Source organism: Pseudomonas putida, assembly GCF_026625125.1.
GTDB classification, from domain to species: domain Bacteria; phylum Pseudomonadota; class Gammaproteobacteria; order Pseudomonadales; family Pseudomonadaceae; genus Aquipseudomonas; species Aquipseudomonas putida_X.
In genome coordinates this window covers 19,788-43,424 of sequence record NZ_CP113097.1, presented here as the reverse complement: position 1 = coordinate 43,424, position 23,637 = coordinate 19,788, and the positions used below count along the sequence as shown (strand labels likewise).

General features: G+C 57.0%; 23 protein-coding genes and 2 pseudogenes. 13 read left to right on the top strand and 12 right to left on the bottom strand.

Going from position 1 to position 23,637, the window contains the following annotated elements; all coding sequences use genetic code 11:
• Positions 1-70: 70 nt before the first annotated feature.
• A complete protein-coding gene (locus OSW16_RS00220; protein ID WP_047279638.1) occupies positions 71-403 on the top strand; it encodes a DUF2790 domain-containing protein in 333 nt (110 codons plus the stop codon).
• 430 nt (positions 404-833) lie between these two features.
• Here OSW16_RS00220 and OSW16_RS00210 read toward each other — a convergent pair whose 3' ends face one another.
• From OSW16_RS00210 to OSW16_RS00185, 6 genes are all read right to left on the bottom strand, one after another.
• Positions 834-1,289, bottom strand: a complete 456-nt coding sequence (locus tag OSW16_RS00210) for a DUF411 domain-containing protein (protein WP_047279639.1) — start codon at positions 1,287-1,289, stop codon at positions 834-836.
• Positions 1,279-2,061 carry a c-type cytochrome gene (locus tag OSW16_RS00205; protein ID WP_047279640.1) on the bottom strand — a complete coding sequence of 261 codons (783 nt, stop codon included), beginning with the start codon at positions 2,059-2,061 and terminating at the stop codon, positions 1,279-1,281. Before OSW16_RS00205 ends, OSW16_RS00210 begins: the two co-directional genes overlap by 11 nt.
• Before the next feature lie 10 nt (positions 2,062-2,071).
• Complete coding sequence (locus OSW16_RS00200; RefSeq protein WP_060477661.1) at positions 2,072-3,172, bottom strand: copper resistance protein B; 1,101 nt, start codon at positions 3,170-3,172, stop codon at positions 2,072-2,074.
• Complete coding sequence (locus tag OSW16_RS00195) at positions 3,162-3,485, bottom strand: hypothetical protein (protein ID WP_081016620.1); 324 nt, start codon at positions 3,483-3,485, stop codon at positions 3,162-3,164. Before OSW16_RS00195 ends, OSW16_RS00200 begins: the two co-directional genes overlap by 11 nt.
• Positions 3,486-3,499: 14 nt before the next feature.
• Entirely contained in the window at positions 3,500-5,413 is a 1,914-nt protein-coding gene (locus tag OSW16_RS00190; protein WP_047281597.1) for a copper resistance system multicopper oxidase, read from the bottom strand.
• 181 nt (positions 5,414-5,594) lie between these two features.
• Positions 5,595-5,801, bottom strand: a complete 207-nt coding sequence (locus OSW16_RS00185) for a co-regulatory protein PtrA N-terminal domain-containing protein (protein ID WP_047279644.1) — start codon at positions 5,799-5,801, stop codon at positions 5,595-5,597.
• A gap of 164 nt (positions 5,802-5,965) precedes the next feature.
• On the opposite strand from OSW16_RS00185, the gene OSW16_RS00180 reads away from it, so the two are divergent.
• The 10 genes and pseudogenes from OSW16_RS00180 to OSW16_RS00130 all read left to right on the top strand — a co-directional run.
• Complete coding sequence (locus tag OSW16_RS00180; protein ID WP_047279645.1) at positions 5,966-6,643, top strand: heavy metal response regulator transcription factor; 678 nt, start codon at positions 5,966-5,968, stop codon at positions 6,641-6,643.
• The gene (locus tag OSW16_RS00175) at positions 6,643-8,049 is read left to right on the top strand and encodes a heavy metal sensor histidine kinase (protein ID WP_060477658.1); all 1,407 of its coding nucleotides are present in this window, start codon (positions 6,643-6,645) and stop codon (positions 8,047-8,049) included. Before OSW16_RS00180 ends, OSW16_RS00175 begins: the two co-directional genes overlap by 1 nt.
• Positions 8,050-8,519: 470 nt before the next feature.
• A complete protein-coding gene (locus tag OSW16_RS00165) occupies positions 8,520-9,770 on the top strand; it encodes a TolC family protein (RefSeq protein WP_060477667.1) in 1,251 nt (416 codons plus the stop codon).
• Positions 9,767-11,227, top strand: a complete 1,461-nt coding sequence (locus tag OSW16_RS00160; RefSeq protein ID WP_060477657.1) for an efflux RND transporter periplasmic adaptor subunit — start codon at positions 9,767-9,769, stop codon at positions 11,225-11,227. The genes OSW16_RS00165 and OSW16_RS00160 overlap by 4 nt, the downstream gene beginning before the upstream one ends.
• Positions 11,224-14,382 (top strand): efflux RND transporter permease subunit, encoded by a 3,159-nt coding sequence (locus tag OSW16_RS00155; RefSeq protein ID WP_047279649.1) that lies wholly within the window; start codon positions 11,224-11,226, stop codon positions 14,380-14,382. The genes OSW16_RS00160 and OSW16_RS00155 overlap by 4 nt, the downstream gene beginning before the upstream one ends.
• Positions 14,379-14,732, top strand: a complete 354-nt coding sequence (locus OSW16_RS00150) for a copper-binding protein (protein WP_047279650.1) — start codon at positions 14,379-14,381, stop codon at positions 14,730-14,732. Before OSW16_RS00155 ends, OSW16_RS00150 begins: the two co-directional genes overlap by 4 nt.
• 160 nt (positions 14,733-14,892) lie before the next feature.
• Positions 14,893-15,219 carry a four-helix bundle copper-binding protein gene (locus OSW16_RS00145; protein ID WP_371326763.1) on the top strand — a complete coding sequence of 109 codons (327 nt, stop codon included), beginning with the start codon at positions 14,893-14,895 and terminating at the stop codon, positions 15,217-15,219.
• A 650-nt stretch (positions 15,220-15,869) separates the two neighbouring features.
• Entirely contained in the window at positions 15,870-16,115 is a 246-nt protein-coding gene (locus tag OSW16_RS00140; protein ID WP_169862263.1) for a hypothetical protein, read from the top strand.
• 10 nt (positions 16,116-16,125) lie between these two features.
• Positions 16,126-16,425 (top strand): annotated as a pseudogene (tnpB, locus tag OSW16_RS00135) (IS66 family insertion sequence element accessory protein TnpB); the annotation flags it as partial.
• Between the two features lie 102 nt (positions 16,426-16,527).
• Positions 16,528-17,127, top strand: a pseudogene (locus OSW16_RS00130) (IS66 family transposase zinc-finger binding domain-containing protein); the annotation flags it as partial.
• Positions 17,128-17,262: 135 nt separating this feature from the next.
• Here OSW16_RS00130 and OSW16_RS00125 read toward each other — a convergent pair.
• Positions 17,263-17,484, bottom strand: a complete 222-nt coding sequence (locus OSW16_RS00125) for a hypothetical protein (RefSeq protein WP_047279652.1) — start codon at positions 17,482-17,484, stop codon at positions 17,263-17,265.
• A gap of 266 nt (positions 17,485-17,750) precedes the next feature.
• Between OSW16_RS00125 and OSW16_RS00120 the strand changes: the two genes are divergently transcribed.
• Positions 17,751-18,338, top strand: a complete 588-nt coding sequence (locus tag OSW16_RS00120) for a hypothetical protein (protein ID WP_010951442.1) — start codon at positions 17,751-17,753, stop codon at positions 18,336-18,338.
• A 57-nt stretch (positions 18,339-18,395) separates the two neighbouring features.
• Here OSW16_RS00120 and OSW16_RS00115 read toward each other — a convergent pair whose 3' ends face one another.
• Both OSW16_RS00115 and OSW16_RS00110 read right to left on the bottom strand, forming a co-directional pair.
• Complete coding sequence (locus OSW16_RS00115) at positions 18,396-19,814, bottom strand: heavy metal sensor histidine kinase (RefSeq protein ID WP_267819851.1); 1,419 nt, start codon at positions 19,812-19,814, stop codon at positions 18,396-18,398.
• Positions 19,811-20,485, bottom strand: coding sequence for a heavy metal response regulator transcription factor (locus tag OSW16_RS00110; RefSeq protein WP_047279654.1), 675 nt, complete (start codon positions 20,483-20,485; stop codon positions 19,811-19,813). Before OSW16_RS00110 ends, OSW16_RS00115 begins: the two co-directional genes overlap by 4 nt.
• Positions 20,486-21,173: 688 nt before the next feature.
• Here OSW16_RS00110 and OSW16_RS00105 point away from each other — a divergent pair.
• The gene (locus tag OSW16_RS00105; RefSeq protein ID WP_095041100.1) at positions 21,174-21,500 is read left to right on the top strand and encodes a DUF2790 domain-containing protein; all 327 of its coding nucleotides are present in this window, start codon (positions 21,174-21,176) and stop codon (positions 21,498-21,500) included.
• 32 nt (positions 21,501-21,532) lie between these two features.
• On the opposite strand, the gene OSW16_RS00100 is transcribed toward OSW16_RS00105, so the two are convergent.
• The 3 genes from OSW16_RS00100 to OSW16_RS00090 all read right to left on the bottom strand — a co-directional run bounded on the left by OSW16_RS00100 (position 21,533) and on the right by OSW16_RS00090 (position 23,339).
• Positions 21,533-21,883, bottom strand: a complete 351-nt coding sequence (locus tag OSW16_RS00100) for a DUF3147 family protein (RefSeq protein ID WP_095041101.1) — start codon at positions 21,881-21,883, stop codon at positions 21,533-21,535.
• A 157-nt stretch (positions 21,884-22,040) separates the two neighbouring features.
• Entirely contained in the window at positions 22,041-22,946 is a 906-nt protein-coding gene (locus OSW16_RS00095) for a cation diffusion facilitator family transporter (protein WP_095041102.1), read from the bottom strand.
• 54 nt (positions 22,947-23,000) lie between these two features.
• A complete protein-coding gene (locus OSW16_RS00090; RefSeq protein WP_095041103.1) occupies positions 23,001-23,339 on the bottom strand; it encodes a zinc ribbon domain-containing protein in 339 nt (112 codons plus the stop codon).
• Between the last annotated feature and the right edge of the window lie 298 nt (positions 23,340-23,637).

Genomic DNA, 23,637 nt, shown 5'->3' with positions numbered 1-23,637 from the left:
TAATCCCCGTATCACTCAATTGACAGCGACCAAACCTTAATCTTCAGTCACGTCTAGTGGAGTGATTGAAATGAAAGTCATCAAAAGTATCACCGCCATCCTGGCCATAGTGGCCTCCTCAGCCGCACTCGCCGAAGGAGGATCCGACCGTCTATACGGGAAAATGATTCAGGCCAATGAGCAAGCTATGCGAGCTTATGCAGCCGCCAATGGTAAGAAGCCACCGGAGGTGATCCATTATCGCTACGGGATGCGGCCCGACGTGGCGAGGGTAATCAGCATGACATCGACCACGGCGAGCTGTGACGTGATGCCGGCACAGATGAACTACGAGGATTCCAACGGAGACGTGAAAATCCTTGAATACCGGACCGCTGGAGTCGGTTGCCGGGGCCAGAACTGAGCACTGAGCGAGCGGACAGGACTTACGCTGATAAAAAGCCGGGTTGAAGCGTCAATTCCGGCGATTGATCGCCTGGTGACCGGCTTACATGACTCGTGGAGTACGATGAGGATTGGTAGCTCAGACAGGAGAGCCTAATGACTGAATCAGTGCGCACCACGGTAAAGTGCCTGATCCCGGCGACGGCTCCGGCGATGTGATTGTGGAATTACCCGACAATATTCTGCGCGAGCTCGGGCTTACGACGGGCTACATACTCTCCATGGAGCTCATCAACGGCGATATCGTACTCAAACCAGTACGCGAGCGCCGTGAATCTGATTAGCTATCTTTTACAGGCCCACTGTATCGTCGTGTTGAGCAGATGAAGCTTTCTAGCCGGAGCACATGGGACGGCAGTCAGCCTACTGCCGTCCTTCTGGTCGATGTGTTATTTGGCCGGATAGTTGGCGACTACTTGGTCCTCGCCGCTTTTGGTTAAACCAATGACTTGGTAGGTATGGCTTACGCCATCAACCTCCATGCCTGGGGATCCAGCTGGCATTCCTGGTACGGCGATCCCGGCCAGATCGTTCCGCCCCCTGAGCTCTCGAATCTGCTCAGCTGGCACGTGACCTTCGACAAACTTTCCGTCGATCACTGCTGTGTGGCAGGACGCTAACCGTGGCGCTACGCCCACCTTCTGTTTCACTGCGCTCATGTCCGTCTCAACATGGTCGATCACTTTGAAACCATTAGCTTCCAGGTGCGCGATCCACTTCTTGCAGCAACCGCAGTTCGCGTCTCGGTGAACGTTGATGGACAATGGCTCGGCAGCGTAGGCCGCCGAGGTCACCAGAAGCCCAGCGATAGCAGCTAGCCGAACGAAGACCCGGTTAGTTGGCATGAGTGTGCTCCTTACCGTCTTTGTGAACATGCGTCTTAGGCGACGATGCCGGGTGGGGATCCGAATGGGCCTCGGCCGCATTGTGGTCACCGTGATGATCTGCCGCTTGGGCGGAGCCTGCGGGTGCAGTTCCGTGGTCGTGAGCTGCCTGGGCATGATCGTCGTCTGCCGCTTCGTCGTGATCACCATGCTCGGCACGACTGCTTACGCCGTGCTGGCCCTCATGGTTGTGCATATCGCTTTCACCGCCGCCGTGCTTGTGGCCACCGCTCGTGGCCACTAGAGCCTTGTACTGCTCAGGATTGATTTGGGGCAGTTGGTTCAGGAACGCGACGATTCCCCAGATGTACTCATCACCCATGCTCTTGCCCCAAGCGGGCATGCCGGTGGCTTTGATACCGTGTTTGATCGTCCAGAATGCGGCGGCCGGATCGCCTCCGACACCGACCTTGGTGAGGTCAGGTGGCGACGGGTATAGCGCTTGGCTTAGTTCAGTCTGCCCAACGCCTGGGGCGAGGTGGCACCCAATGCACATGGCGTTGTAGTTGCCTGCTCCTGCCTTGATCAACGCGGCATTCTTTAGGTCAGGCACTTCAATGTCTCGCGCTCGAACCTCAATCGACCGGTCGCGAGCCATGGCGAGAAACGAATGGACAGCCGGAAAGTGAGGATCATCGGCGCCGACATTCACCAAGCCGAAATACGCCGTGCCCAATACAGCAGCACTTCCGAAAGTACCGGCCACGAGCAGCGTTGTAATTGTTCTTTTCATGTTGAAATTCTCAGAACCACATCCTGATACCGGCAACGAAGCGTGCCTCATTAACATCTCCACCCTCGTCTCGGATGAAGTCAGCGGTGTTGCCGTAGGAGCGGCTCCAGGTAACGCCTATGTATGGAGCAAACTGGCGGACAATTTCATACCGTAGACGCAGGCCGACTTCGGTATTGGCCAGACCCGAGCCAACACCGCGCTCAGGATCGTTCTTGCCATAGAAGTTCGCCTCGGCCGTGGGCTGCAAAATCAAGCGATTGGTCAGCAGGATGTCGTATTCGCCCTCAAGACGCGCAGCAGTCTGGCCGTTCTCGCCTATGAACGCCGTGGCTTCGGCCTCGAAGTCATACAAGGCCATGCCCTGAATACCAAAGGCTGCCCAGGTCTGTGGGGATTCCGGTTTGAAATCCTGACGGACCCCGGCGACCACATCCCACCATGGACTGACCGAGCGGCCGTAAAGCAATTGCAGCTCGGCGTCTTCGGTTACCCCATTGGTGCGCTCGCCTTCCGAACGAACCCAGAGTCGATTAATGTCACCGCCTACCCAGCCTGAAGCGTCCCAGGCCAGGGTGCTGCCCTCATCGGCGTCCTGGTATTCGAGCTGGTCCAACAGGAAGAAACTGTTGATTCCGCTGTCGTGCACCTGGTGGCCACCCAAAGGCGGAAAGGCTGCCTCACGGTCGGCATCAGTGAGCACTGGAATCGGCGTGCGGCTAGTTGTGGTTGGAGAAGTCGCTGAACCATGATTCATCTGGGAATGGTCCATGCCCTTCATCGAACCGTGATCCATGCCCTTCATGGTTCCATGGTCCATCTTGCTATGGTCCACCGGGCTGGATTTGCTCTGGCTTTGAGCATGCCCCATCTGGCTGTGATCAACAGGGGCAGTCTGTTTCTGATGTTTGCTAACCCCCATCTTGCTGTGATCCATCGCCGGCATCGATTCGGACGGAGCAGCATCCATTTGCATGGAACCGTGCCCCATTTTCGAATGATCCATGCCCGAGTGATCCATTTCTTCAGCGGCGAAGCTGGGCGTTACGCCCAGCATGCCGATTGAAACAGTCAGGGCCAGCAGCGAAGGCCGCCCGAGGCTATTGGCCATCTTTCCCTGCCTTAGCTTTGTCGCTGCCATGCGATTTCATCATTTTGTCGTGGTCCATGCCTTCCATCGAGCCATGGTCCATTCCCTTCATCGAGCCGTGGTCCATACCTTCCATGGAACCATGGTCCATGCCTTCATGGTTCATCCCCTGGCCCTGCTTGTCCTGCGAGCCTTTGGCTTTGCCTGCCTCGGTGGATTTCTGTGAGTGCTGATCATGGTTGTCGCTGGACCACGACGACGGGGCATAAACAGCCAGCATGCCTACCATCGCAGCAGAAAGGAAAAAGGCGCTTCGTTTCATTGGTTTGCTCATCTCAGATCTCCGGTTCATTCGTCCACACGGACTTCTCGGAACATGCCCATTTCCATGTGGAACAGTAGGTGACAGTGATAGGCCCAACGTCCCAAGGCGTCTGCGGTGACGCGATAGCTTCGTTTTGAGCCAGGTGGCATGTCGATGGTGTGCTTGCGAACCATGAAGTTGCCATTCTCGTCCTCCAGATCACTCCACATACCGTGGAGGTGGATGGGGTGAGTCATCATGGTGTCGTTGACCAAGGTGATGCGAAGACGCTCGCCATATTTCAACCGCAGCGGTTCAGCGTCGGAGAATTTGATACCGTCGAACGACCACGCGAACTTCTCCATGTGGCCGGTAAGGTGCAGTTCGATTGTGCGTCCAGGCTCTCGACCATCGGGATCGATGAAGGTGCTCCGCAAATCGGCGTAGGTCAGCACTCGGCGCCCGTTGTTGCGCAGGCCAATTCCCGGATCGTTCAGCTTCGGGGTCGGCGACATGGTCTGCATATCGACCAACGGGTTGTTGGTCTCGGAAGCCGGATGGCTCTGCATTGCCCCGCTCATGCCGGCCATGCCCTCATGACCCATCCCAGCCATCTTGCTGTGATCCATGCCGGCCATATTGCCGTGGTCCATCCCAGCCATCTTGCTGTGGTCCATGCCGGCCATGCTGCCATGGTCCATTCCAGCCATCTTGCTGTGGTCCATGCCGGCCATGCTGCCGTGGTCCATCCCAGCCATCTTGCTGTGGTCCATGCCGGCCATGTTGCCTTGGTCCATGCCAGCCATGCTGCCGTGATCCATTCCGCCCATGCTGCCGTGGTCCATGCCCATGTCGCTCATGGCGATGATCGGGCGCGGATCTACCTCCGGCACGGGCGCTTGCAAGCCTTCACGAACTGCCAGGGTGCCTCGGGAGTACCCGGTACGGTCCATGGACTGCGCGAAGATCGTATAGGCCTGCTCGTTTTCAGGTTCGACGATGACATCGTAGGTTTCCGCAACGGCGATCCGGAACTCATCGACCGATACGGGTTTGACGTACTGGCCGTCGGCAGCCACAACCGTCATCTTGAGCCCAGGAATCCGGACATCGAAATAGGTCATGGCCGAGCCGTTGATAAAGCGCAGGCGGATTTTCTCGCCGGGCTTGAAGATTCCCGTCCAGTTGCCGTTCGGAGCCTGGCCGTTCATGAGGTAGGTGTAGGTATACCCGCTCACATCAGCGAGGTCGGTGGGGCTCATCTTCATTTCAGCCCACATCTTCCGATCCGCTACAGCGGCCGACCAGCCTTTCTCGCTCACATCGTCAACGAAGTCGCCAATTGTGCGCTTGTGGAAGTTGTAGTAGTCAGATTGCTTCTTGAGTTTGGAGAGCACCTGCGCCGGGTCTTCATCCGTCCAATCGCTGAGCATGACGACGTAATCACGGTCATATACAAACGGCTCCGGATCTTTGGCATCGATCACCAAAGCCCCATAGACCCCGGACTGTTCTTGGAAGCCTGAGTGACTGTGATACCAGTAAGTGCCGTTCTGGTGGACCTTGAACTTGTATTCGTACATGCCATCGGGAGCGATGCCGTGGAAGCTCAAGCCCGGCACACCGTCCATGTTGGCGGGCAGGATGATGCCGTGCCAGTGAATGGAGGTGTCCTGTTTCAGCCGGTTGCGTACGCGCAGCGTCACGGTGTCGCCTTCGCGCCATCGCAGGATTGGCCCTGGCACGGAGCCGTTGATGGCCATGGCCGTACGAGCTGCACCCGTGATGTTGACGGGCAGTTCACCGATATACAGATCGAAGTCCGTGCCGCTGAGCACGTTCGGTTGGCCAGGGCTGGTCACGGCCCAGACCGGCGCGCGCCACATGCCGAGCCCACCCAGAAGTCCGGTAGCGGCCAGGCCTTTGACGAAAGATCGTCTCGTGGTTTTGCTTTGCATGCCGTTGCGTCCAGTCAGGTAGATCGCTGATATCCAGGCTGCTCGATGGCGCAGCCCTTGGGTTCATTGGTGCTCTCACCAGTCTCGTAGACTTTCGCCACTGCGCGAGGCTGATGAGAGGCCGTAGTCTGAAACTGCCATAGTTCAGATTCCGGGGTGATTACATTTCTGTAAGCTCGGATCAGCAGCTTTCGTGGCCCGCGTGCTTGCTGGACTGGGCGGCGACTGGCGCCTGCTCTCTCTTCTCCTGCGCAACCTGGTAGCCCTGCATGGAACTTTGGCGAGCCGCTTCCATCCGCGCAAAGGTCCGGTCCGCGCCGCCCTCTGCCAGGGCAATGCCTGCCGTGCCGAAGGTAACGACCAACACAATTGCTTTGACCATGTTCATCTGGAGATCCTCAATGGTTCTGCGCCTCATGGCGTCAGGTACGTGGTCAAGTTAGCCTCGCGGTGCTGTCAGAAAACTGATCTCGACATTACTTTTCCGTCAGCTTCTGGTTGGGCGTCTTTTTTCCTGCAAACTGGAGATGCACCCCGCGTGGATGAGAGCAGATGAAATTACTCGTAGCCGAAGATGAGCCGAAAACCGGTGTCTACCTCCAGCAAGGCCTGACAGAAGCTGGCTTCACCGTTGACCGGGTGATGACAGGCACTGATGCCCTGCAACACGCGCAGAGCGAAGCCTATGACTTGCTGATTCTCGATGTGATGATGCCGGGGCTCGATGGCTGGGAGGTTCTGCGCAAGATACGCGCAGCGGGTAAGGATGTGCCGGTCCTTTTCTTGACGGCCCGTGATGGCGTAGACGATCGCGTGAAAGGTTTGGAGCTGGGCGCTGATGATTACCTAGTGAAGCCCTTTGCATTCTCGGAGCTGCTGGCTCGGGTTCGCACGTTGCTGCGCAGAGGCAACGGTGGTTCTGCTCAAACCACCATGAAAATGGCAGACCTTGAAGTGGACCTGCTCAAGCGCCGGGCTACGCGAAACGGTAAGCGTATCGACCTTACTGCCAAGGAGTTTTCCCTGTTGGAGCTGCTCATGCGCCGACGCGGCGAGGTGCTCCCCAAGTCGCTGATCGCTTCTCAGGTCTGGGACATGAACTTCGACAGTGACACCAACGTGATCGAGGTCGCGATTCGCCGACTGCGGGCCAAGATTGATGACGACTTCGCGCCAAAGCTCATCCACACCGCCCGAGGCATGGGCTACATGATGGATGTGCCCGAGTGATGCGCCCGCAATCATCCCTCGTCAAGCGACTGACACTAATGTTCATGTTCGCGGTGACTGCTGTCTTGGTCGTTGCCGGCGTGGCTTTCTACGGGCTCAGCCAGCACCATTTCCGGATGCTGGATGAGCAGGCGCTTGCCGAAAAGCTGGAGTCAACGCGTCATATCCTTTCCATTTCAGCAGCGCGAGGCGAGCTCGACGATCAGGAGCAGCAACTGCGGGCATTGCTCGGCGCACATCAGGATCTTTCGGCGAAAATCACCAAGGCTGACGGCACGGTCCTTTTTTCAGACTCCAAAGCCTCCCAAATCCCTCAGCGGTTCGAGCAGGCGCGCCAGGGTGCGGTTTGGGAATGGCAGGATGAAGCGCAGAACTTCCGCGGTATCACCGCCCAGTTGACTATCGCGGGCGAGCCGGAACCGGTAACGGCCGTGCTGATGCTCGATGTCACCACTCACGCGCATTTCTTTGTCACCCTGCAATGGTGGTTCGGCATCGGCTTGGTGATCAGCGCGATTGTGAGCGCAGGCTTGGGCTGGGTCGTGGCCAAAAGCGGACTCCGGCCTGTCAGGCAAATCACCAAAGTGGCCACCGGGATGTCGGCAAAATCTCTCCGCGAGCGCATTCCACTGGAGCCCGTACCGCTTGAGCTTCAGGAACTCATCCTGTCTTTCAACGGGATGCTGGGACGGTTGGAGGATACATTCGTTCGGTTGTCCAACTTCTCTGCCGATATCGCTCACGAGTTGAGAACGCCGGTCAGCAACCTGCTGACTCATACCGAAGTGGTGCTCACCAAGAAGCGTGACCTGGATGCCTATGAGGAAAACCTCTATTCGAACCTGGAAGACCTCAAGCGCATGTCGCGCATGATCGACGACATGCTTTTCCTAGCCAAGGCGGATAATGGTCTGATCGTGCCCGAGCAGATCGATGTGGACCTCTCCGAACTCGTATCCAAGCTGTTCGAGTACTACCAGTTTCTGGCTGAGGACCGGGGCATTCAGCTGACCCTCCAAGGTCGTGGCAAGGTTCGTGGTGATCGCCTGATGATTGACCGAGCCCTTTCCAACCTATTATCTAACGCGTTGCGCTACACCCCGGAAGGCAATGAGATAGCAGTGCAGATCGAGCAAACACGTGAAACCGTGACGCTATCCGTACGTAACAGCGGAGTAACCATCGATCCTCAGCACATTGGCAAGATCTTCGACCGGTTCTATCGGGCCGATCCAGCCAGACGCGAAGGTGGTCCAAGTAATGCGGGCCTGGGGCTGTCGATCACACGTTCCATTATTGAGACTCACAGCGGACGAATTTGGTGTACTTCAGAGGAGGGTGTCACAACCTTCTTCATCAGCCTTCCTGCCTCCAAGCGGTTGGTTGGTGCAGCCCCAACCCCTTAATGCTGAATTCATCCCGGTAACCTATACTCGCCCATCATGAATCGGTTCATTCGACTGCTCACCATCCTGATGATTATCGTGGCGCTTCCGCTTAACGGGATGGCGGGCATCGATTCGGCGACTGAACCTTGCCCAATGCAGACCATGGGCATGGAAATGATGGCGGGCATGGACCATGACTGCTGCCAGGACCAAGACCCGGGCAAGACTGGTGACCATGCCAAATCCTGCAAGGTGGGTCAGGAGTGCAGGACTGCCAGCACAGTGCAGCTCAGCTTCCTGACGCCTGGACTGACCTATGCAAAGCCACGGCCTGCCGATACCTACGCTGTAGGCATAGCGACAGGTTCTCCCCCCGATCCATGGCGTCCTCCCCGCGTCTGACTCCCTCTTAATTTCACACCATCGTTCTGCTTAGAAGCGGGGCGATGGCACGCGCCTGGGCGCTGATCTTTCGAGGAATCATTTTCATGACTCCCCAACGTTTTCAGGGACGGATCACCACGGCCGTCCTTTTCATACTGCTGCCGGCTGTCTCGGCACAGGCTGTAACGCTGTCGCTGGATGAGGCGCTGCAATTGGCTGAACGCAACGCTCCCTCTCTACAGGCCCGCCTGGAGCAGGCATCAGCTGCTCGCAGCTCGGTCATCCCAGCGGGCGAACTACCCGATCCGCGCCTCAATCTTGGGGTACAAAACCTGCCGATTGAAGGCGCTGATCGCTGGAGCATGAACAGAGACTTCATGACCATGCAGGTGGTTGGCCTGTCCCAAGACGTACCGAATCGGGAAAAACGCAAAGCTCGTGTAGAGACAGCTCAGGCCACGGTCGAGCGAGCCGATGCCGAGGCAGTCTTCGAGCGCCTGAAGATTCGGGCGGCAACCGCACAGGCTTGGGTTACGGCGTACACCGTGCAGCGAAAACTTGAACACTTCGACGCTTTCTACAAAGAAAACCAGCTGCTGGCATCTACGGTGCGGGCGCGCCTGGCCGGAGGCGCAGGCTCAACGGCCGATACGCTGGCTCCCAAACAGGAATTGGCACAGCTGGACGAGCAGAAAGATGTTTTGTTGAGTCAGGCAGCTCAAGCGCGATCCGCGCTGAAGCGCTGGATTGGGCAGGACGCCGAAGTAGGCGCGCCGACTTTCCCTGTCTGGCCAGTAGACGCAGCTGAATACCTGCACTCCGTTCATGCCCATCCGGAGCTCAATACCTACAACGCCATGACACGCGAGGCGCAAGCCCAGGTACACCAGGCCCAGGCAGAAAAGAAGTCAGATTGGTCTTGGGGGGTGGATTATCAGCGTCGTGGCCCGGACTTCAGCAACATGGTCAGCCTGCAAGTTAGCTTCCAGTTGCCGTTGTTCACTGGCTCACGGCAAGACCCGATGATTGCGGCACGACGCGCACAAGTTCGCCAGTTGGAGGACGAGCAGGACGCTGCCCTGCGCGAGCATCAAGCCCAGCTAGAAACAGACCTTGCCGAGTACCAACGCTTGCAACGGGCGGTGCGGCGCAGTCGCGAAACGCTTCTACCTCTGGCCGAGGACCGGGTACGCCTCGCTCTTGCGGACTACCGCGCCGGTAAGTCGTCGTTAAGTGAAGTGCTGTCGGCACGTCGGCAACGCGTGGAAGCGCTGTTACAGGATGTGGACCTGCAAGGACAGTTGGCGGCAACAGCAGCGCGTCTGCATTTCGTATATGGAGAGGTGCAGGCATGAGGGGTAGGTCGATTGGTTTGGTTGTGGCTGCTGCCCTTGCTATTGGGATAGGTGCGGGCTTCTGGCTGGGTGGACGTGGCACGGTTACCCCATCTCAGCCAGATGGTGAGCAAAAAGCGCTGTACTGGTACGACCCGATGTATCCCCAGCAGCATTTCCCGGCACCCGGTAAATCGCCATTCATGGATATGCCGCTCGTGCCCAAGTATTCAGACGACGCGAATGACAAGGGGCAGCTCGCGGTTCAGGTCTCGGCTGGGCTCCAGCAAAATCTCGGGATTCGATTGGCAACGGTGACGGCTGGCCGGCTTGAACGATCCCTGAGCGTGAGCGGCGTTCTGGCGTTCGACGAACGCGACTTCAGCGTATTGCAGGCCCGTACTGGCGGTTACGTCGAACGCGCATATGGCCGAGCGACGGGGGACATAGTTGTCAAAGGGGCTCCTCTAGCCGATGTGCTGACCCCGGAGTGGGCTGGTTTGCAGGAAGAATATCTGGCGTTGCGACATTCCGGCGACGCTCAGCTGACGGCGGCGGCGCGACAGCGGCTCGTGCTCTCCGGCATGCCGGTCGACCTGATCAACCGGGTCGCGAGTACTGGGAAGGTGCAGCTCTCGGTCACACTTTCTGCGCCTACTGCCGGTGTAATCCAGGTTCTCGATCTACGACCCGGCATGACGCTGACGCCGGGGGCTACCTTGGCAAGGATCAACGGAGTGGCCAACGTCTGGCTGGAAGCCGCCGTGCCAGAAGCCCAGGCTCAAGGTCTCCACGAAGGCCAGCCTGTACAGGCGCAATTGCCAGCGTTTCCAGGTGATCCCGTACCGGGCAAGCTGACTGCGCTGTTGGCCGATGCCGACTTGCAAAGCCGTACTTTGCGCCTGCGTATCGAGTTGCCCAACCCGGATGGACGGCTTCGTCCTGGAATGACCGCACAGGTGGCTCTCCATCCCAGCGTGTCCGCCGAGGAGAGTCTCTTGGTGCCTGCCGAGGCGGTCATACGCACCGGCAAGCGGGATCTGGTGATGCTGGCTGAAGACGATGGTCGCTTCCGACCGGTGGAAGTCGTGTTGGGTCAGGAGAGCAAGGGGCAAGTTGCGGTGTTGCAGGGCCTTCAGGCAGGTCAGCGCATCGTCGCATCCGGGCAATTCCTGCTGGACTCCGAAGCTAATTTGAAAGGCATCGAAGCGGCGACGGCGCAGGATGCTCAGCCCAAAGCGGGGCCCGCCCTCCATGAAGCGAACGGCCGTATCGTGCAGATAGACGGAGCCCAGCTCACCGTTGCCCATGGTCCCTTCCTCACCCTGGGCATGCCTGGGATGACCATGACCTTTCCGGTGGCTGATCAGTCGCTCCTTGATGGCCTCAAGGTCGGTGCGCAGATTCGCTTTGGCATACGCGAACGAGACGAGGGCATGGTGGTTGAGCAGATCAAAGTGTTGGAGGGCCAACCATGATTGCCAAACTGATTCGCTGGTCGGTAGGCAACCGCGTGCTGGTGCTTCTCGCCACGCTGTTTCTGGTGGCATGGGGATTCGTCTCGGTGAGGAGCCTGCCAATCGACGCCTTGCCCGACCTGTCGGATGTACAGGTGATCATCCGCACGTCCTACCCAGGACAGGCACCTCAGATCGTTGAGAATCAGGTGACCTATCCGCTGACCACCACCATGCTTTCGGTTCCGGGAGCCAAAACAGTACGTGGCTTCTCCGCATTCGGTGACAGCTTCGTCTACGTGCTGTTCGAGGATGGCACCGATCTGTATTGGGCGCGCTCTCGGGTTCTTGAGTATCTGAGCCAGGCGCAATCGCGATTACCTGCGGCAGCCAAGCCGGTATTGGGACCGGACGCCACCGGAGTGGGCTGGATTTATCAGTATGCGCTGGTTGATCGCAATGGCGGCCATGACCTGTCGCAACTGCGCAGCCTGCAGGACTGGTTCCTGCGCTATGAGCTCAAGACCCTGCCGGATGTCGCTGAGGTGGCCACCATCGGCGGTATGATCAAGCAGTACCAAGTCGTCCTCGATCCGCTTCGCATGGCCAGCCTCGGTATCACCCAAGCTGAAGTGGTGGAGGCTATAGGCAAGGCCAACCAGGAGACCGGTGGCGGTGTGCTGGAGCAAGGCGAAGCAGAATTCATGGTTCGTGCGGCGGGCTACTTAACATCGTTGGACGATTTCAGAGCGATCCCACTGCGACTGGCTGCCAAGGGCGTGCCGGTGAAGTTAGGCGATGTCGCTACGGTGCAGATAGGTCCGGAAGCCCGCAGAGGCATAGGCGAGCTGGACGGCCTCGGTGAGGCCGTAGGTGGAGTGGTTATCCTGCGCAGCGGCAAGAATGCTCGTGAGGCCATCGCGCACGTTAAGGCCAAGCTCGAAACCTTGAAGAAAGGCCTACCTACCGGGGTGGAGCTTGTCACCGTCTACGACCGCAGCCAGCTGATCGACCGTGCTGTGGAGAATCTCAGTCACAAACTTGTCGAGGAGTTTGTGGTAGTGGCGTTGGTATGCGCAGCGTTTCTCTGGCACCTGCGCTCGTCGCTGGTTGCCATCGTGTCGCTGCCCGTGGGAATTCTGATTGCGCTGATCGTCATGCGTCATCAGGGCATCAACGCCAACATCATGTCCCTTGGCGGAATCGCTATAGCCATCGGTGCAATGGTGGACGCTGCCGTGGTCATGATCGAGAACGCCCACAAACGAGTTGAGGCCTGGAATTCCCGGCACCCTAGTCAACTTTTGCGGGGCGAAGCGCATTGGAAGGTTATGACGGAGGCAGCCGTGGAGGTTGGTCCTGCGCTGTTCTTCAGCCTCATGATCATCACGCTCTCGTTCATCCCGGTGTTCACACTGCAAGCCCAAGAGGGCCGCCTCTTTGCCCCCCTGGCCTTTACCAAGACATACGCAATGGCAGCGGCGGCTGCGTTATCGGTGACCCTGATACCGGTGCTGATGGGGTACTGGATCAGAGGGCCACTGCCAGCGGAACAGCGCAACCCGCTCAACAGGGTGCTCATCCGGCTATACCGTCCGGCATTGGAGGTCGTCCTGCGCCGGCCTCTGGTGACCCTCGCTGGAGCAGCGCTTATCCTGCTCAGCAGTCTGTGGCCCTTGAACCATCTCGGCGGCGAGTTTCTTCCCCCCCTTGATGAAGGTGATCTGCTCTACATGCCTTCAGCCTTGCCTGGGCTCTCGGCGCAGAAAGCTTCAGAGCTGTTGCAGCGAACGGATCGCTTGATTCGTACCGTCCCCGAGGTAGCCAGTGTTTTTGGTAAGGCCGGCCGCGCCGAGTCGGCCACCGACCCTGCACCTCTGGAGATGTTCGAGACCACCGTGCGGCTCAAGCCCAAGAGTGAATGGCGTACCGGTATGACCACGGAGAAGCTCATCGAAGAGCTTGACCGTATCGTGCGTGTGCCCGGGCTCACCAACATCTGGATTCCGCCTATCCGCAACCGGATTGACATGCTGGCCACCGGCATCAAGAGTCCAATCGGCGTCAAGGTTGCCGGCAGCGATCTGAACCAGATAGACCGGGCTACCCTTGCTGTGGAGCGGGCAGCGAAAAAGGTGCCTGGAGTGACTTCGGCCCTGGCAGAGCGTTTGACTGGCGGCCGCTACATAGATCTGGACATCGACCGCCATGCCGCTGCCCGTTATGGCCTGAACATCACCGACGTTCAGGCTATTGTTGCCGGTGCAATAGGTGGCGAAACCATTGGGGAAACGGTTGAAGGGTTAGCTCGTTATCCCATCAGCGTGCGCTATCCACGCGAATGGCGTGATTCCGTGGAGGCGTTGCGTCAGCTTCCGATCTACACCTCGCAGGGCGGCCAGCTCACGCTCGGCACCGTGGCCCGCATACGTATTGCCGATGGCCCGCCAATGCTCAAGAGCGAGAATGCTCGCCCCTCAGGTTGGGTGTACATCGATGTGCGCGGCCGAGACCTATCGTCTGTTGTCGCAGACCTACGTCAATCTATCGACAGCGAGGTAAAGCTCGATCCGGGCATGAGCTTGAGCTACTCCGGTCAGTTCGAATACCTGGAGCGGGCGAACGCCCGCCTGGCCTGGGTGGTGCCGGCCACCTTGGCCATTATCTTCGTGCTGCTTTACCTGACATTTGGGCGCTTCGGTGAAGCAATGCTCATCATGGGCACCTTACCTTTTGCCCTAACCGGAGGCGTTTGGCTGCTGTATCTGCTGGGCTACAACCTGTCGGTGGCCACAGGCGTAGGTTTCATTGCCCTGGCCGGCGTAGCGGCGGAGTTCGGGGTGATCATGCTCATTTACCTGAATAACGCTTGGGCTGAGCGTCAGGCCGAATGCGAAACCACACGCGCAGCGCTGCTCGATGCAATCCGTGAGGGCGCGGTGCAGCGCATCAGACCCAAGGCAATGACTGTGGCGGTCATCGTTGCAGGCCTGCTGCCCATCCTCTGGAGCAGCGGTACCGGCAGCGAGGTCATGAGTCGCATCGCGGTGCCCATGGTGGGCGGGATGCTGACCGCTCCATTGCTCTCCCTGTTTGTAATACCTGCGGCGTACTGGCTGGTCCGTCGCCGCGAACTCGCTGTAACAACCCCTCACTTTTCAGGAGTAATCCAATGAAAAAGCTATTCGTCATCGCAGGCCTGGTCACAGTTTTCGCCGCCAGTGTGCATGCCCAGGACATGGATGGTATGGACATGAAGAACATGCCAGCTTCCGCCGAGGGTGGCCAAGGCACCCAGGCGGCATCCACTGCGCATGCTGAAGGGACAATTAAGGCGCTGGATCCGCAAAGCGGAAAAATCACCTTGGCCCACGGCCCAGTAGCAGAGCTCAAATGGCCGGCGATGACCATGGGTTTCCAAGCGGAACCTGCACGGCTGAACGGCTTGAACGTAGGAGACAAGGTGGAATTTGCATTCCGTATGGAGGGAAGCGTCGCGAAAATCGTGAGCATTCAGAAGCAGTGATTTTCCAGCCTTAAATGATCCGGCAGGCCTTCACACCGAGATGCTTCGGACAAGCTTACAGAAATGTAATCAATCTTCAGGACCCCGTCAGGTCGAACGCTACATACCGTTTTGAAACGGTTTACTGGCATCACATCGACCCGATACCGGAGATATGACCATGAACAGTCGCTTTGAAGAATGCATCTCGGAATGCCTGCGCTGTGCGCTGGCCTGTGAAGGCTGTGCGACAGCCTGCCTTCAAGAACAGGATGTAAAAATGATGGCTGACTGCATCAAGCTGGACAGGGATTGCGCAGATATGTGCAAGCTTGCGGCTACCTTGATGGCACGAGAAAGCATGCTTGCCAGAGAGCTATGTGCCCTATGCGCCAAAATTTGCCGGGCCTGCGGGGAGGAGTGCGGTCAGCATAAGGCAGACCACTGTCAGCATTGCGCACAGGCCTGTATGGCCTGCGCAGAATCCTGCGAAGCAATGGCTGCGTAGCGCATCTAGCCCAGTCTTCGCCGGCTTTCCATGCGCCTGATAAAGGACTTGGATACGTCGATAACCGTCGGACTAGGGAGACGGGTAGATCGCTGATGTTGAGTATGCGCTCTGGCGGAGCCTAGCTTGGGCACCTAGCCACCGCTGCCTACGGATCTGGTAGCAAGAAGCCCGCCTCGGCGGCGGGCTATCAGATGTCTCCAAGGGGAGGCTGTAGGCCAACAAGTCTCGGAGCAAGCAGTTGTAGGATACGCCTCTTGGCTGACGCCTGCCAGCTAGCTTCGGCAGGAGCGTATGGTCCTGCTTTCCATCGACCTTAAAAAGCGGCCGTTGTAGGCCCCGCCAATTGGTAGGGCAGTCCGCCAAGACATAGCAGGCCGATTGTCCCCAGGCGGTGTACCCTTCGCCAGAGTCATAGACAGAGCTAGAGGTGAATCTAGCGGGCACCTACATTTGAGGGCAGAATCGCTAGCTCGCCTACATTGCACTGGGTTGAGGGGAAAGGTGTGGGAGCAGAGCTAGATCGGGTAAAGGATCGCAAGAGGAGCAGAGCTTTAATCGAAGACCTCTACCTCGACGCGAACCGAGTTTACGTAATCCACTACTCCTGCGAATCGTTTTATCAGAACGATACCGGGGAGTCGAAACGTGTGACATCCATCGCCACACGAAACCTAAAAACCGGCCAGACCAAGTCATGGTCCATCCATAAAGAAGCAGAGCTCAGTAAACAGCTCTCTAGCATGCAAGCAGAGCTCAATAAATTCGAAAAGTCGATGCTGAAAGGCTTTTTCCAGTGGCTTGATAAGCACAAGGATTGCCGGTTCCTGCACTGGAACGTAAACGGCCAGCCGAAGCGTCAGTGGTCATCGAGTTGCCCATGGCCGGGCAAGTAATCACATTGAAATGGCCAGCCTCGGATCCCGAGGGCTGCGCGCAATTTATCCGGGCTGTGGCCCAATGATCCGCATCGATGCGATCTGGCTGTCCACCGAGCCGATGGACATGCGCGCCGGAACCGAAACGGCATTGGCCCGAGTGATCGCGGTGTTCGGTGCGGCGAAGCCGCATTGCGCTTATCTGTTCGCCATTCGCCGCGCTAACCGGATGAAAGTGCTGGTGCATGATGGCGTGGGCGTCTGGCTTGCCGCGCGGCGCCTGAATCAAGGGAAGTTTCACTGGCCCGGCATTCGCCATGGCTGTGAGGTCGAACTCGACAGCGAGCAACTCCAGGCGTTGGTGCTGGGCCTGCCGTGGCAGCGGGTCTGCTCGTCGTCGTTTCGGGCCTGCTCTGGCACAATCAGCGGCATGACTTCCTCGCCCAACCTCGACCATATGACCCCGGAACAGCTTCGTGCCTTGGCGGCACAGGCGTCGCAGTTGCAGTCCCAAGTCGAGGCGATGAGCAGGAAGATCCAAAATGATGAAATTCTCATCGAACAGTTCAAGTTCGAGATCGCCCTGCTCAAGCGCCACAAATTTGCCAAGCGCAGCGAGCAGATCAGCCAAGCACAAGGCAGCTTGCTGGATGATCTGCTCGACACAGATCTTGAAGCTATCGAAGCAGAGCTGAAACAGCTCCTCCCAGCTTCGTCACAGGTCGAGCCACGGCAATCGCCGAAACGTGCACCATTGCCGCCGCAGTTTCCACGCACGGTGATCCGTCACGAACCGGAAAACACTCAGTGCGCTTGAGGCTGCCAACTTCAACGCATCGGCGAAGACGTTAGCGAGTAGCTGGATTACACGCCGGGCGTGTTTACCGTCGAGCAGCATGTACGTGGTAAATGGGCCTGCCGTCAGTGCGAAACCCTGATTCAGGCGCCTGTTCCGGCCCAGGTCATCGACAAAGGTATTCCAACCGCAGGCCTGCTGGCCCACGTGATGGTGGCCGAGTTTGCCGCTCACTGGGTCTGACCGGAGAAAGCAATGCGGAAACGCCACGCGAGAACGAAGGCTAAATTCCAAGCACAAAAAAGCCAGGTTTTACCCTGGCTTTTTTGTCAATTACTTTTGTCATTTGAAGTCCTATTTAACCGCCGATTAATTGTCGGCTTGTTCCCTACCATCCTTGCTTTCTTTCTTTTGCTCTTGAGCGACTTGTTGTTTGTTCTGGTCCGAAGCGTCATCGCTCCATAGGCGAGCCTGTTCGGTTCGGAAGTTCTCGTTGAACTGTTTCGCTCGCTCGAAGCCGCCTTCAGCGTAAGCGGTACCCATGAGACCCAGCAGCAGGCTGCCAATAGCGATAGATTTGACAAATTTCATTGTGAACCTCGGTTCATACTAGGCCTACCTGATTAGCGGCCTTTGTTGGTTTGTAGTTTAGGAACACGAAGCTAACGACAAGGTGAGTCAATAATTACAATTCCGTAATTTAGGCTGCAGATAGGATGCGTTAAATCTTCAAATCTGGAAGGATCATGTCTATCTCGGCACTGTCGAGGGCGACTTCGAATTTTCTCTTAAATTACAATTTTGATATCTAGCGCGTTAATTCAGCGCGGCGTTGTTGGCCGCCCTAGGAGATAGCCATGAATGACATAGAGCCCTGGGCAGTTGCTATCGGTGACTTTCGCCGCTGCACTGAAAAACTCACTGTCCAGCTCGATGAGCTGACCTCGCAGACGCGCACCTCCAGCGCTGTTCTGGAGAGGTCGAACGAACTGGTGGAGCAGGTGGACGCTGTCGGCCGGCAGATTCAGGAGGAGGTGCGAAAGGCGGAGAAGGCTTGGTCGAACGCGGAGGAGGTTGCCTTGCGCGCCGCTGCATCAGCGTATTCAGCTGCATGCCGCGGAGTCGACACCGCCATCCAGCCACTGATCTCGGAGCTTACAGCAGCGACAAAGGCGGCGGACGCCTCTATCCAGGAGCTCAAGCGGGCACCGGTGCTGGCCAAGCGTTATGTGATGGTGGTCGCCACGGCGTTCTTCATTCTGGCGCTGATCTGTGTCTACTCGACCATGCGCCTGATCGATGCCGCCGGCAGCGTAAGTGCTCAAGAGAAAGTGAATGCTCAGTACTTCTCACACCTGTGGAAAAACGCCAATCCTGACGAACAGAAGATTATTAAGTCGGTGATTCTGCGGTCGCCCATGGACCCTGTGGTCCTTCGGCACTGATGCATTGAGGCAAACAAAAGGCCCGTCGATTGACGGGCCTAATCGTGTCTGCGCAATTTAAGCGGCGGTCATTGCCGGCTGCATTTGCTGGGCTTCCGGAAAGTGAAGGTGGAACCAGGTGAAGTTTTCTTCGGTCACCTCCACGCTCGCCGATCCCTGGTGCAGACTCATGATCGACTGCACAATGGCCAAGCCAAGACCGGTACCGCCTTCGCTCCGTGCTCGGCTCTTGTCCACACGGTAGAACCGCTCAAACAAGTGCGCGTGGTGTTCCTTGGCGATACCGCGGCCGGGGTTGCCGACACTCAACGTCGTACCGCTCGCACTATGCTGCACCTTCACGTAGACCGTGCGGCCACGAGGGCAGTAACGGATCGCGTTCGAGACCAAATTCGAGACGGCACGTTGAACCATCAGGCGGTTCCCGCGCACCACGTCATCACTGCCAGAGATCTGCAGCTGGATCTCGCCTTCTTCTGCCGAAATGCTGAAGAGATCGCACACTCGCTGAACCTCGTCGACCAAGGAGACGGGTTCGAACTCCACCATTGATGCTGGATGACTGACCTGGGCCAAGAACAGCATGTCCGAAACCATGCGGCTCATGCGGTCCAGCTCTTCTGTGCACGACTCCAGAACCTCCCGGTATTCGGAAAGTGATCGTTCTCTGGTCAAGGCTACCTGAGCCTTACCCATAAGGTTGGAAAGCGGTGCTCGAAGTTCATGAGCGAGATCGTCAGAGAACTGCGAAAGCTGCTGAACCCCATCATCCAGGCGAGCCAGCATGATGTTGATACCGTCGGCGAGCTTCTTGAGTTCTGCTGGCATCCCATCAGTTGGAAGGCGATGGTCGAGGCTCTCGGTTGAGATCTTTGACGCTACCTTGAGGAATTTGGTCAGAGGCAGCAGGCCTCTGCGCACAGTCCACCAGCCAATGGCCAGGATCAACGCGAGGATGACAGGGGACATCATCAGCCCCCAGGTTAGCAAAGCATCGAGTAGTGCTTCATTGGATGACTGATCAGCAGTCATGTAGACGCCGACCTCCGTACCATCGCCCAGAGTCATGGCCTGAGAAGCACTGAGCAGGGGCCGTCCATTATAGTCGCTCCACTCGTATTCCGTGGTCTGCGCCGCAGCTTGGAACCTATGAACCTCTCGATTGATCTGTTTGGAACCGATGGTGAGTAAAGGATCTTCACTCTCTGCGGACCTGTAGATGCTTACGTAGAGGTTGTTCTGGCCTGTGACCAAATCCACCAGCTTGTGCGAATCTGAACTGACATCGGCAATATCAGTAATTTCGGAAAGGCTGTGCGCCATTGCCTCCATTTTGACGCCGAGATCGATGCGAGCATTTCTATCCAGTGCTTGCCCAACCATCATGTAACCGAAGGTAGCGAACATCAGCAGCAGCGCTGCGCTCATCAATCCAACTTTTAATCCCAGCTTTGCAGCCAGGCTGAATGGCCTCATGCGCGTTCCTCAAAAACGTACCCAACGCCACGGAGCGTGTGAATGAGCTTGGTTTCAAACGGGTCATCGATCTTAGAGCGCAGGCGCCGGATGGCGACATCGATGACATTGGTGTCGCAGTCGAAATTCATATCCCAGACCAACGAGATGATCTGAGAGCGAGTCAGCGCTTCGCCCGTTCGGCTCATAAGCAGGTGCAGGAGCGCAAACTCCTTGGTGGTGAGATCGATGCGTGTGCCACTGCGGAAAACGCGATGGCGGACGGAGTCGAGTTCCAGGTCGGCAATTTTCAGTGAGCTCTTCTCGACTAACTCATCACCACGGCGCTGTAGCGAACGGATGCGAGCAAGCAGTTCAGGAAATTCGAATGGTTTCACAAGGTAGTCATCCGCGCCGCCGTCCAAGCCCTTGAGCTTGTCATTGATGCGTCCGCGGGCGGTCAGCATGATGATACGGACCCGGCTGGTTTTACGGATGGTTTCCAGCAGGTCCCAGCCGTCGATACCTGGGAGGTTCACGTCCAGCAGGACCAACGAATAGACATTAGTGTTGAACAAGTGCAGGGCATCTACACCGTTGTGCACGATATCTACAACATACCCGCTTTCGGATAGGCCCTGCTGAAGATATTCGGCAGTTTTAATTTCGTCTTCCACAACTAGAACGCGCATAACTTATCTCAAGGTATGAGGAAGGAGTTGGCCTAATCCGCCAAGATTATGGTTGCAGGCTGTTGGAAAGTTTGGCTGGGGGTATGGCATGTGGTAGTCGCTACCTCTGTCCATACGCCGGGTCACCTGAGGACGCTTGAATCTTAACGCGAAGAAGCTGGCCGCGGCGAAATCCTACAAATTTGTAATGTAGCCGCAAGATTTCTGACAGTCATGCAGGCTCCATCTCTTAGCTTAGCGGATTCTGGGGCCTGCGACGGAGTACGACAGCTTCGCCTGATAGGTGGAATCGGCCAGGACAGGCAGCATTTCGGTCGCTAGCTTGCAAGGACTGGTAATGGCCTTGGATCGAGGGCGCCACGCAGGCAGTCCCCATGCACGGCCGTAAACTGCAGCGCCTTTCTGCAAATTAGTTCACGTGGCGGCTCGATATTCTCTCGAATATTTATCTTACAATCTATTACATGTCCAAATTGTAATTGCGCGATCATCTTGGTGTTAGCCTCCTTTGCTAGTTTAAGGGCAGCGGAAGAGGCATCGCTGCTTTGGAAATTGTCTCATTTCAAAGCAGCTTGGCAAGAGCATCGAGCAGTTGTTCGCGCCAGTGCATTCACCTGTAAACCATACGCTCCTTTGGTAGGTGAATTTTAGCGCCCCCTACGGGCGCTTTTTTATTAAGGGACTTCTTATGAACACTACAGTATCAGCGATCGCCGTGTTTATGCTCTTTACATCACTAACAGCCAATGCCCAAAGCGGTATGGAGATTAATCAACGCATCGAGCGTTCTGCTAGAGAGGCTACTGCGGATTATGCTCAACGCGTAAAAAAGCCCATGCCTCAACTAGAAGACTACGCCTACGGCATGGACCTGGACGTTGGTAAGTTGGTGTATGTATCACCCAGCGTGCGGTACTGCGGGGATGTAAGAAGCATGATGACCTACGAAGACTCGAAAGGCGAACTGCACATGGTTCGCTACCTAGTGAAGGGCGAGTGCGTTAATAGCCGTTAAGACTCATCAAGATGATCCCTACGGCCACCGGATCACAGAAGCTCAATGCCGAACCGGCGCAGCAGTATCACGAAGCCCCCGAAGCTGGCCATTGTGATGAGGATGCTGCAGATCAGTGTCGGCCAAAAGCCGAGCTTAGGTAGCAGCAACGGAAAAGCGATAAACATCGGCAGGGTCGGAAGCACGTACCAGAACGTGTACCAGGCATGGTTGGCGATCTTCTCCATGCTCTGGTTCTCCAAGTAGAGCCAGACCAGCGTCAACACCGTGACCAAGGGTAGGGCGGCGACCAGGCCGCCCAGCTTGTCACTGCGTTTCGCCAGCTCTGATACGAGAATCACTATACCGGCAGTGAGTAGGTACTTCGTGATGATCCAAGCCATCGCTGAGCCTTCTGGAGGTTGTGGACGGGGGCAGGCGAAGCCATTCACCAACCCCTCTCGAAGCGCTCCTGCCGTTTACGCCATCCCTCACCGCATTTCTATTGCAGCATCACCCTCAGCCAGGAAGGTGATGTGTTTGCATGGTGTTACCGATCGATCAGTGCGAAGGCGAGGGAACGCTCTCGTGGAAAGCTGCCCGCTCGATCTGGATGGTGCAGTGATGGATTTCGAATGCATCGCTGACAGCTTCCACGACGGCCGCCAGCACAGCATCCCCATCTGCAGAATCCCGTATTACTACGTGCGACGTCATCACGTTGCTGCCACTGCTGACGGCCCAGACGTGCAAGTCATGTACGTCCGTGACGCCATCTACCCCGAGGATCGTGGCCTCGATTGCCGTAACGTCGAGCCCCCTCGGCACACCCTCCATGAGGATTCCCAGGCTTTCGCGAAGCAGTTGCCACGTCCGCGGAAGTACCCAAAGGCCGATTGCCACAGCGACAATCGTGTCGACCCAGGTCCAGCCGGTGAAGCGGATGATGAGCGCCGCGATGATTACGCCTAGCGAGCCGAGCATGTCGCTCCAAACTTCGAGGTAGGCTCCTTTGACGTTGAGGCTTTCGTTGCTCGCTGATGCCAGAAGGCGCATCGAGATTAGGTTGATGATCAGGCCGGCGATTGCGATCCACATCATCGCTCCCGTAGCGATCTCCGCCGGCATGAAGAAGCGCTGGTAGGCCTCGTACAAGATGTACATTGCCACGAGAAAGAGCAGCACGGCGTTGAACGTCGAAGCCAGAATCTCCAGACGCGCATAGCCGAAGGTTCTTTTTTGATCCGCCGGCCGCTTGGCTATCTGAAGTGCAATCAGTGAGATCGCCAAGGCGGCAGTATCTGTAAACATGTGAGATGCGTCCGACAGCAGCGCCAGGCTGCCGGTAATCCACGCACCGATCACTTCTGCAATCATGAAGCTGCCAGTCAAGGCGAGCGCCATGATTAGCTTCTTCTGATGCCCCTCGCGTACTGCGGCGCTGCCATGGTCATGATTTGAACCCACGTATTTCTCCTTGCGCAGGGTTGTGGTCTCGTTGGCCTTCCTGTCTACCTAGCCTTAGAGCGTCGCTTGGCCACACTGACTGCAAAATCTTGCCCCTGCACTCAGCAGCGAGCCGCAGGCGGTGCAACCACTCGATAGCGGTGTTCCGCAGTTTAGACAAAAGCGTGCTGACGGATCGTTGGCCGTCCGGCACTGCCTGCAGCCCTGCAGATCTTTGATGGGGGCAGGAGTGGCAGGGCGCCCGCCGTCATACACCTGATTACCGCCGTCGCAGCCCTGCTGCCGGCCATGGCGATCATACTGCTCGGCCCCATGTCCCCCGCTGTGGTGCTTGCCTCCACCGTGGTTTCCACGGCCATGGTGCTCGCCCAGGATGTTTTTGAAAAAGCTCATGGTATTCGCCCCTCATTGATGGGTGACATATTAACGAGCAAAAGTTGAAAATAATGTTCTGCTCGCGAAAAAGACTTGTAAGTTTAATTGGAAGTTCAAAATTAGCCTACGACAAAACGAAACCGTTTTGTTTGTGAAATTAAATTTATCTAGCTGAGCGGCGTATTGCTTTTAGTGGGTGGTATCCCCCTAATTTTGATCATAGCGTGATCAATGACAATCAAAACAGCTGTTATTGGATTTCTGTCAGCATTGTAATCCCGAGGTCATCGTGTCGTTATCAGGTCCCGGAAATAAT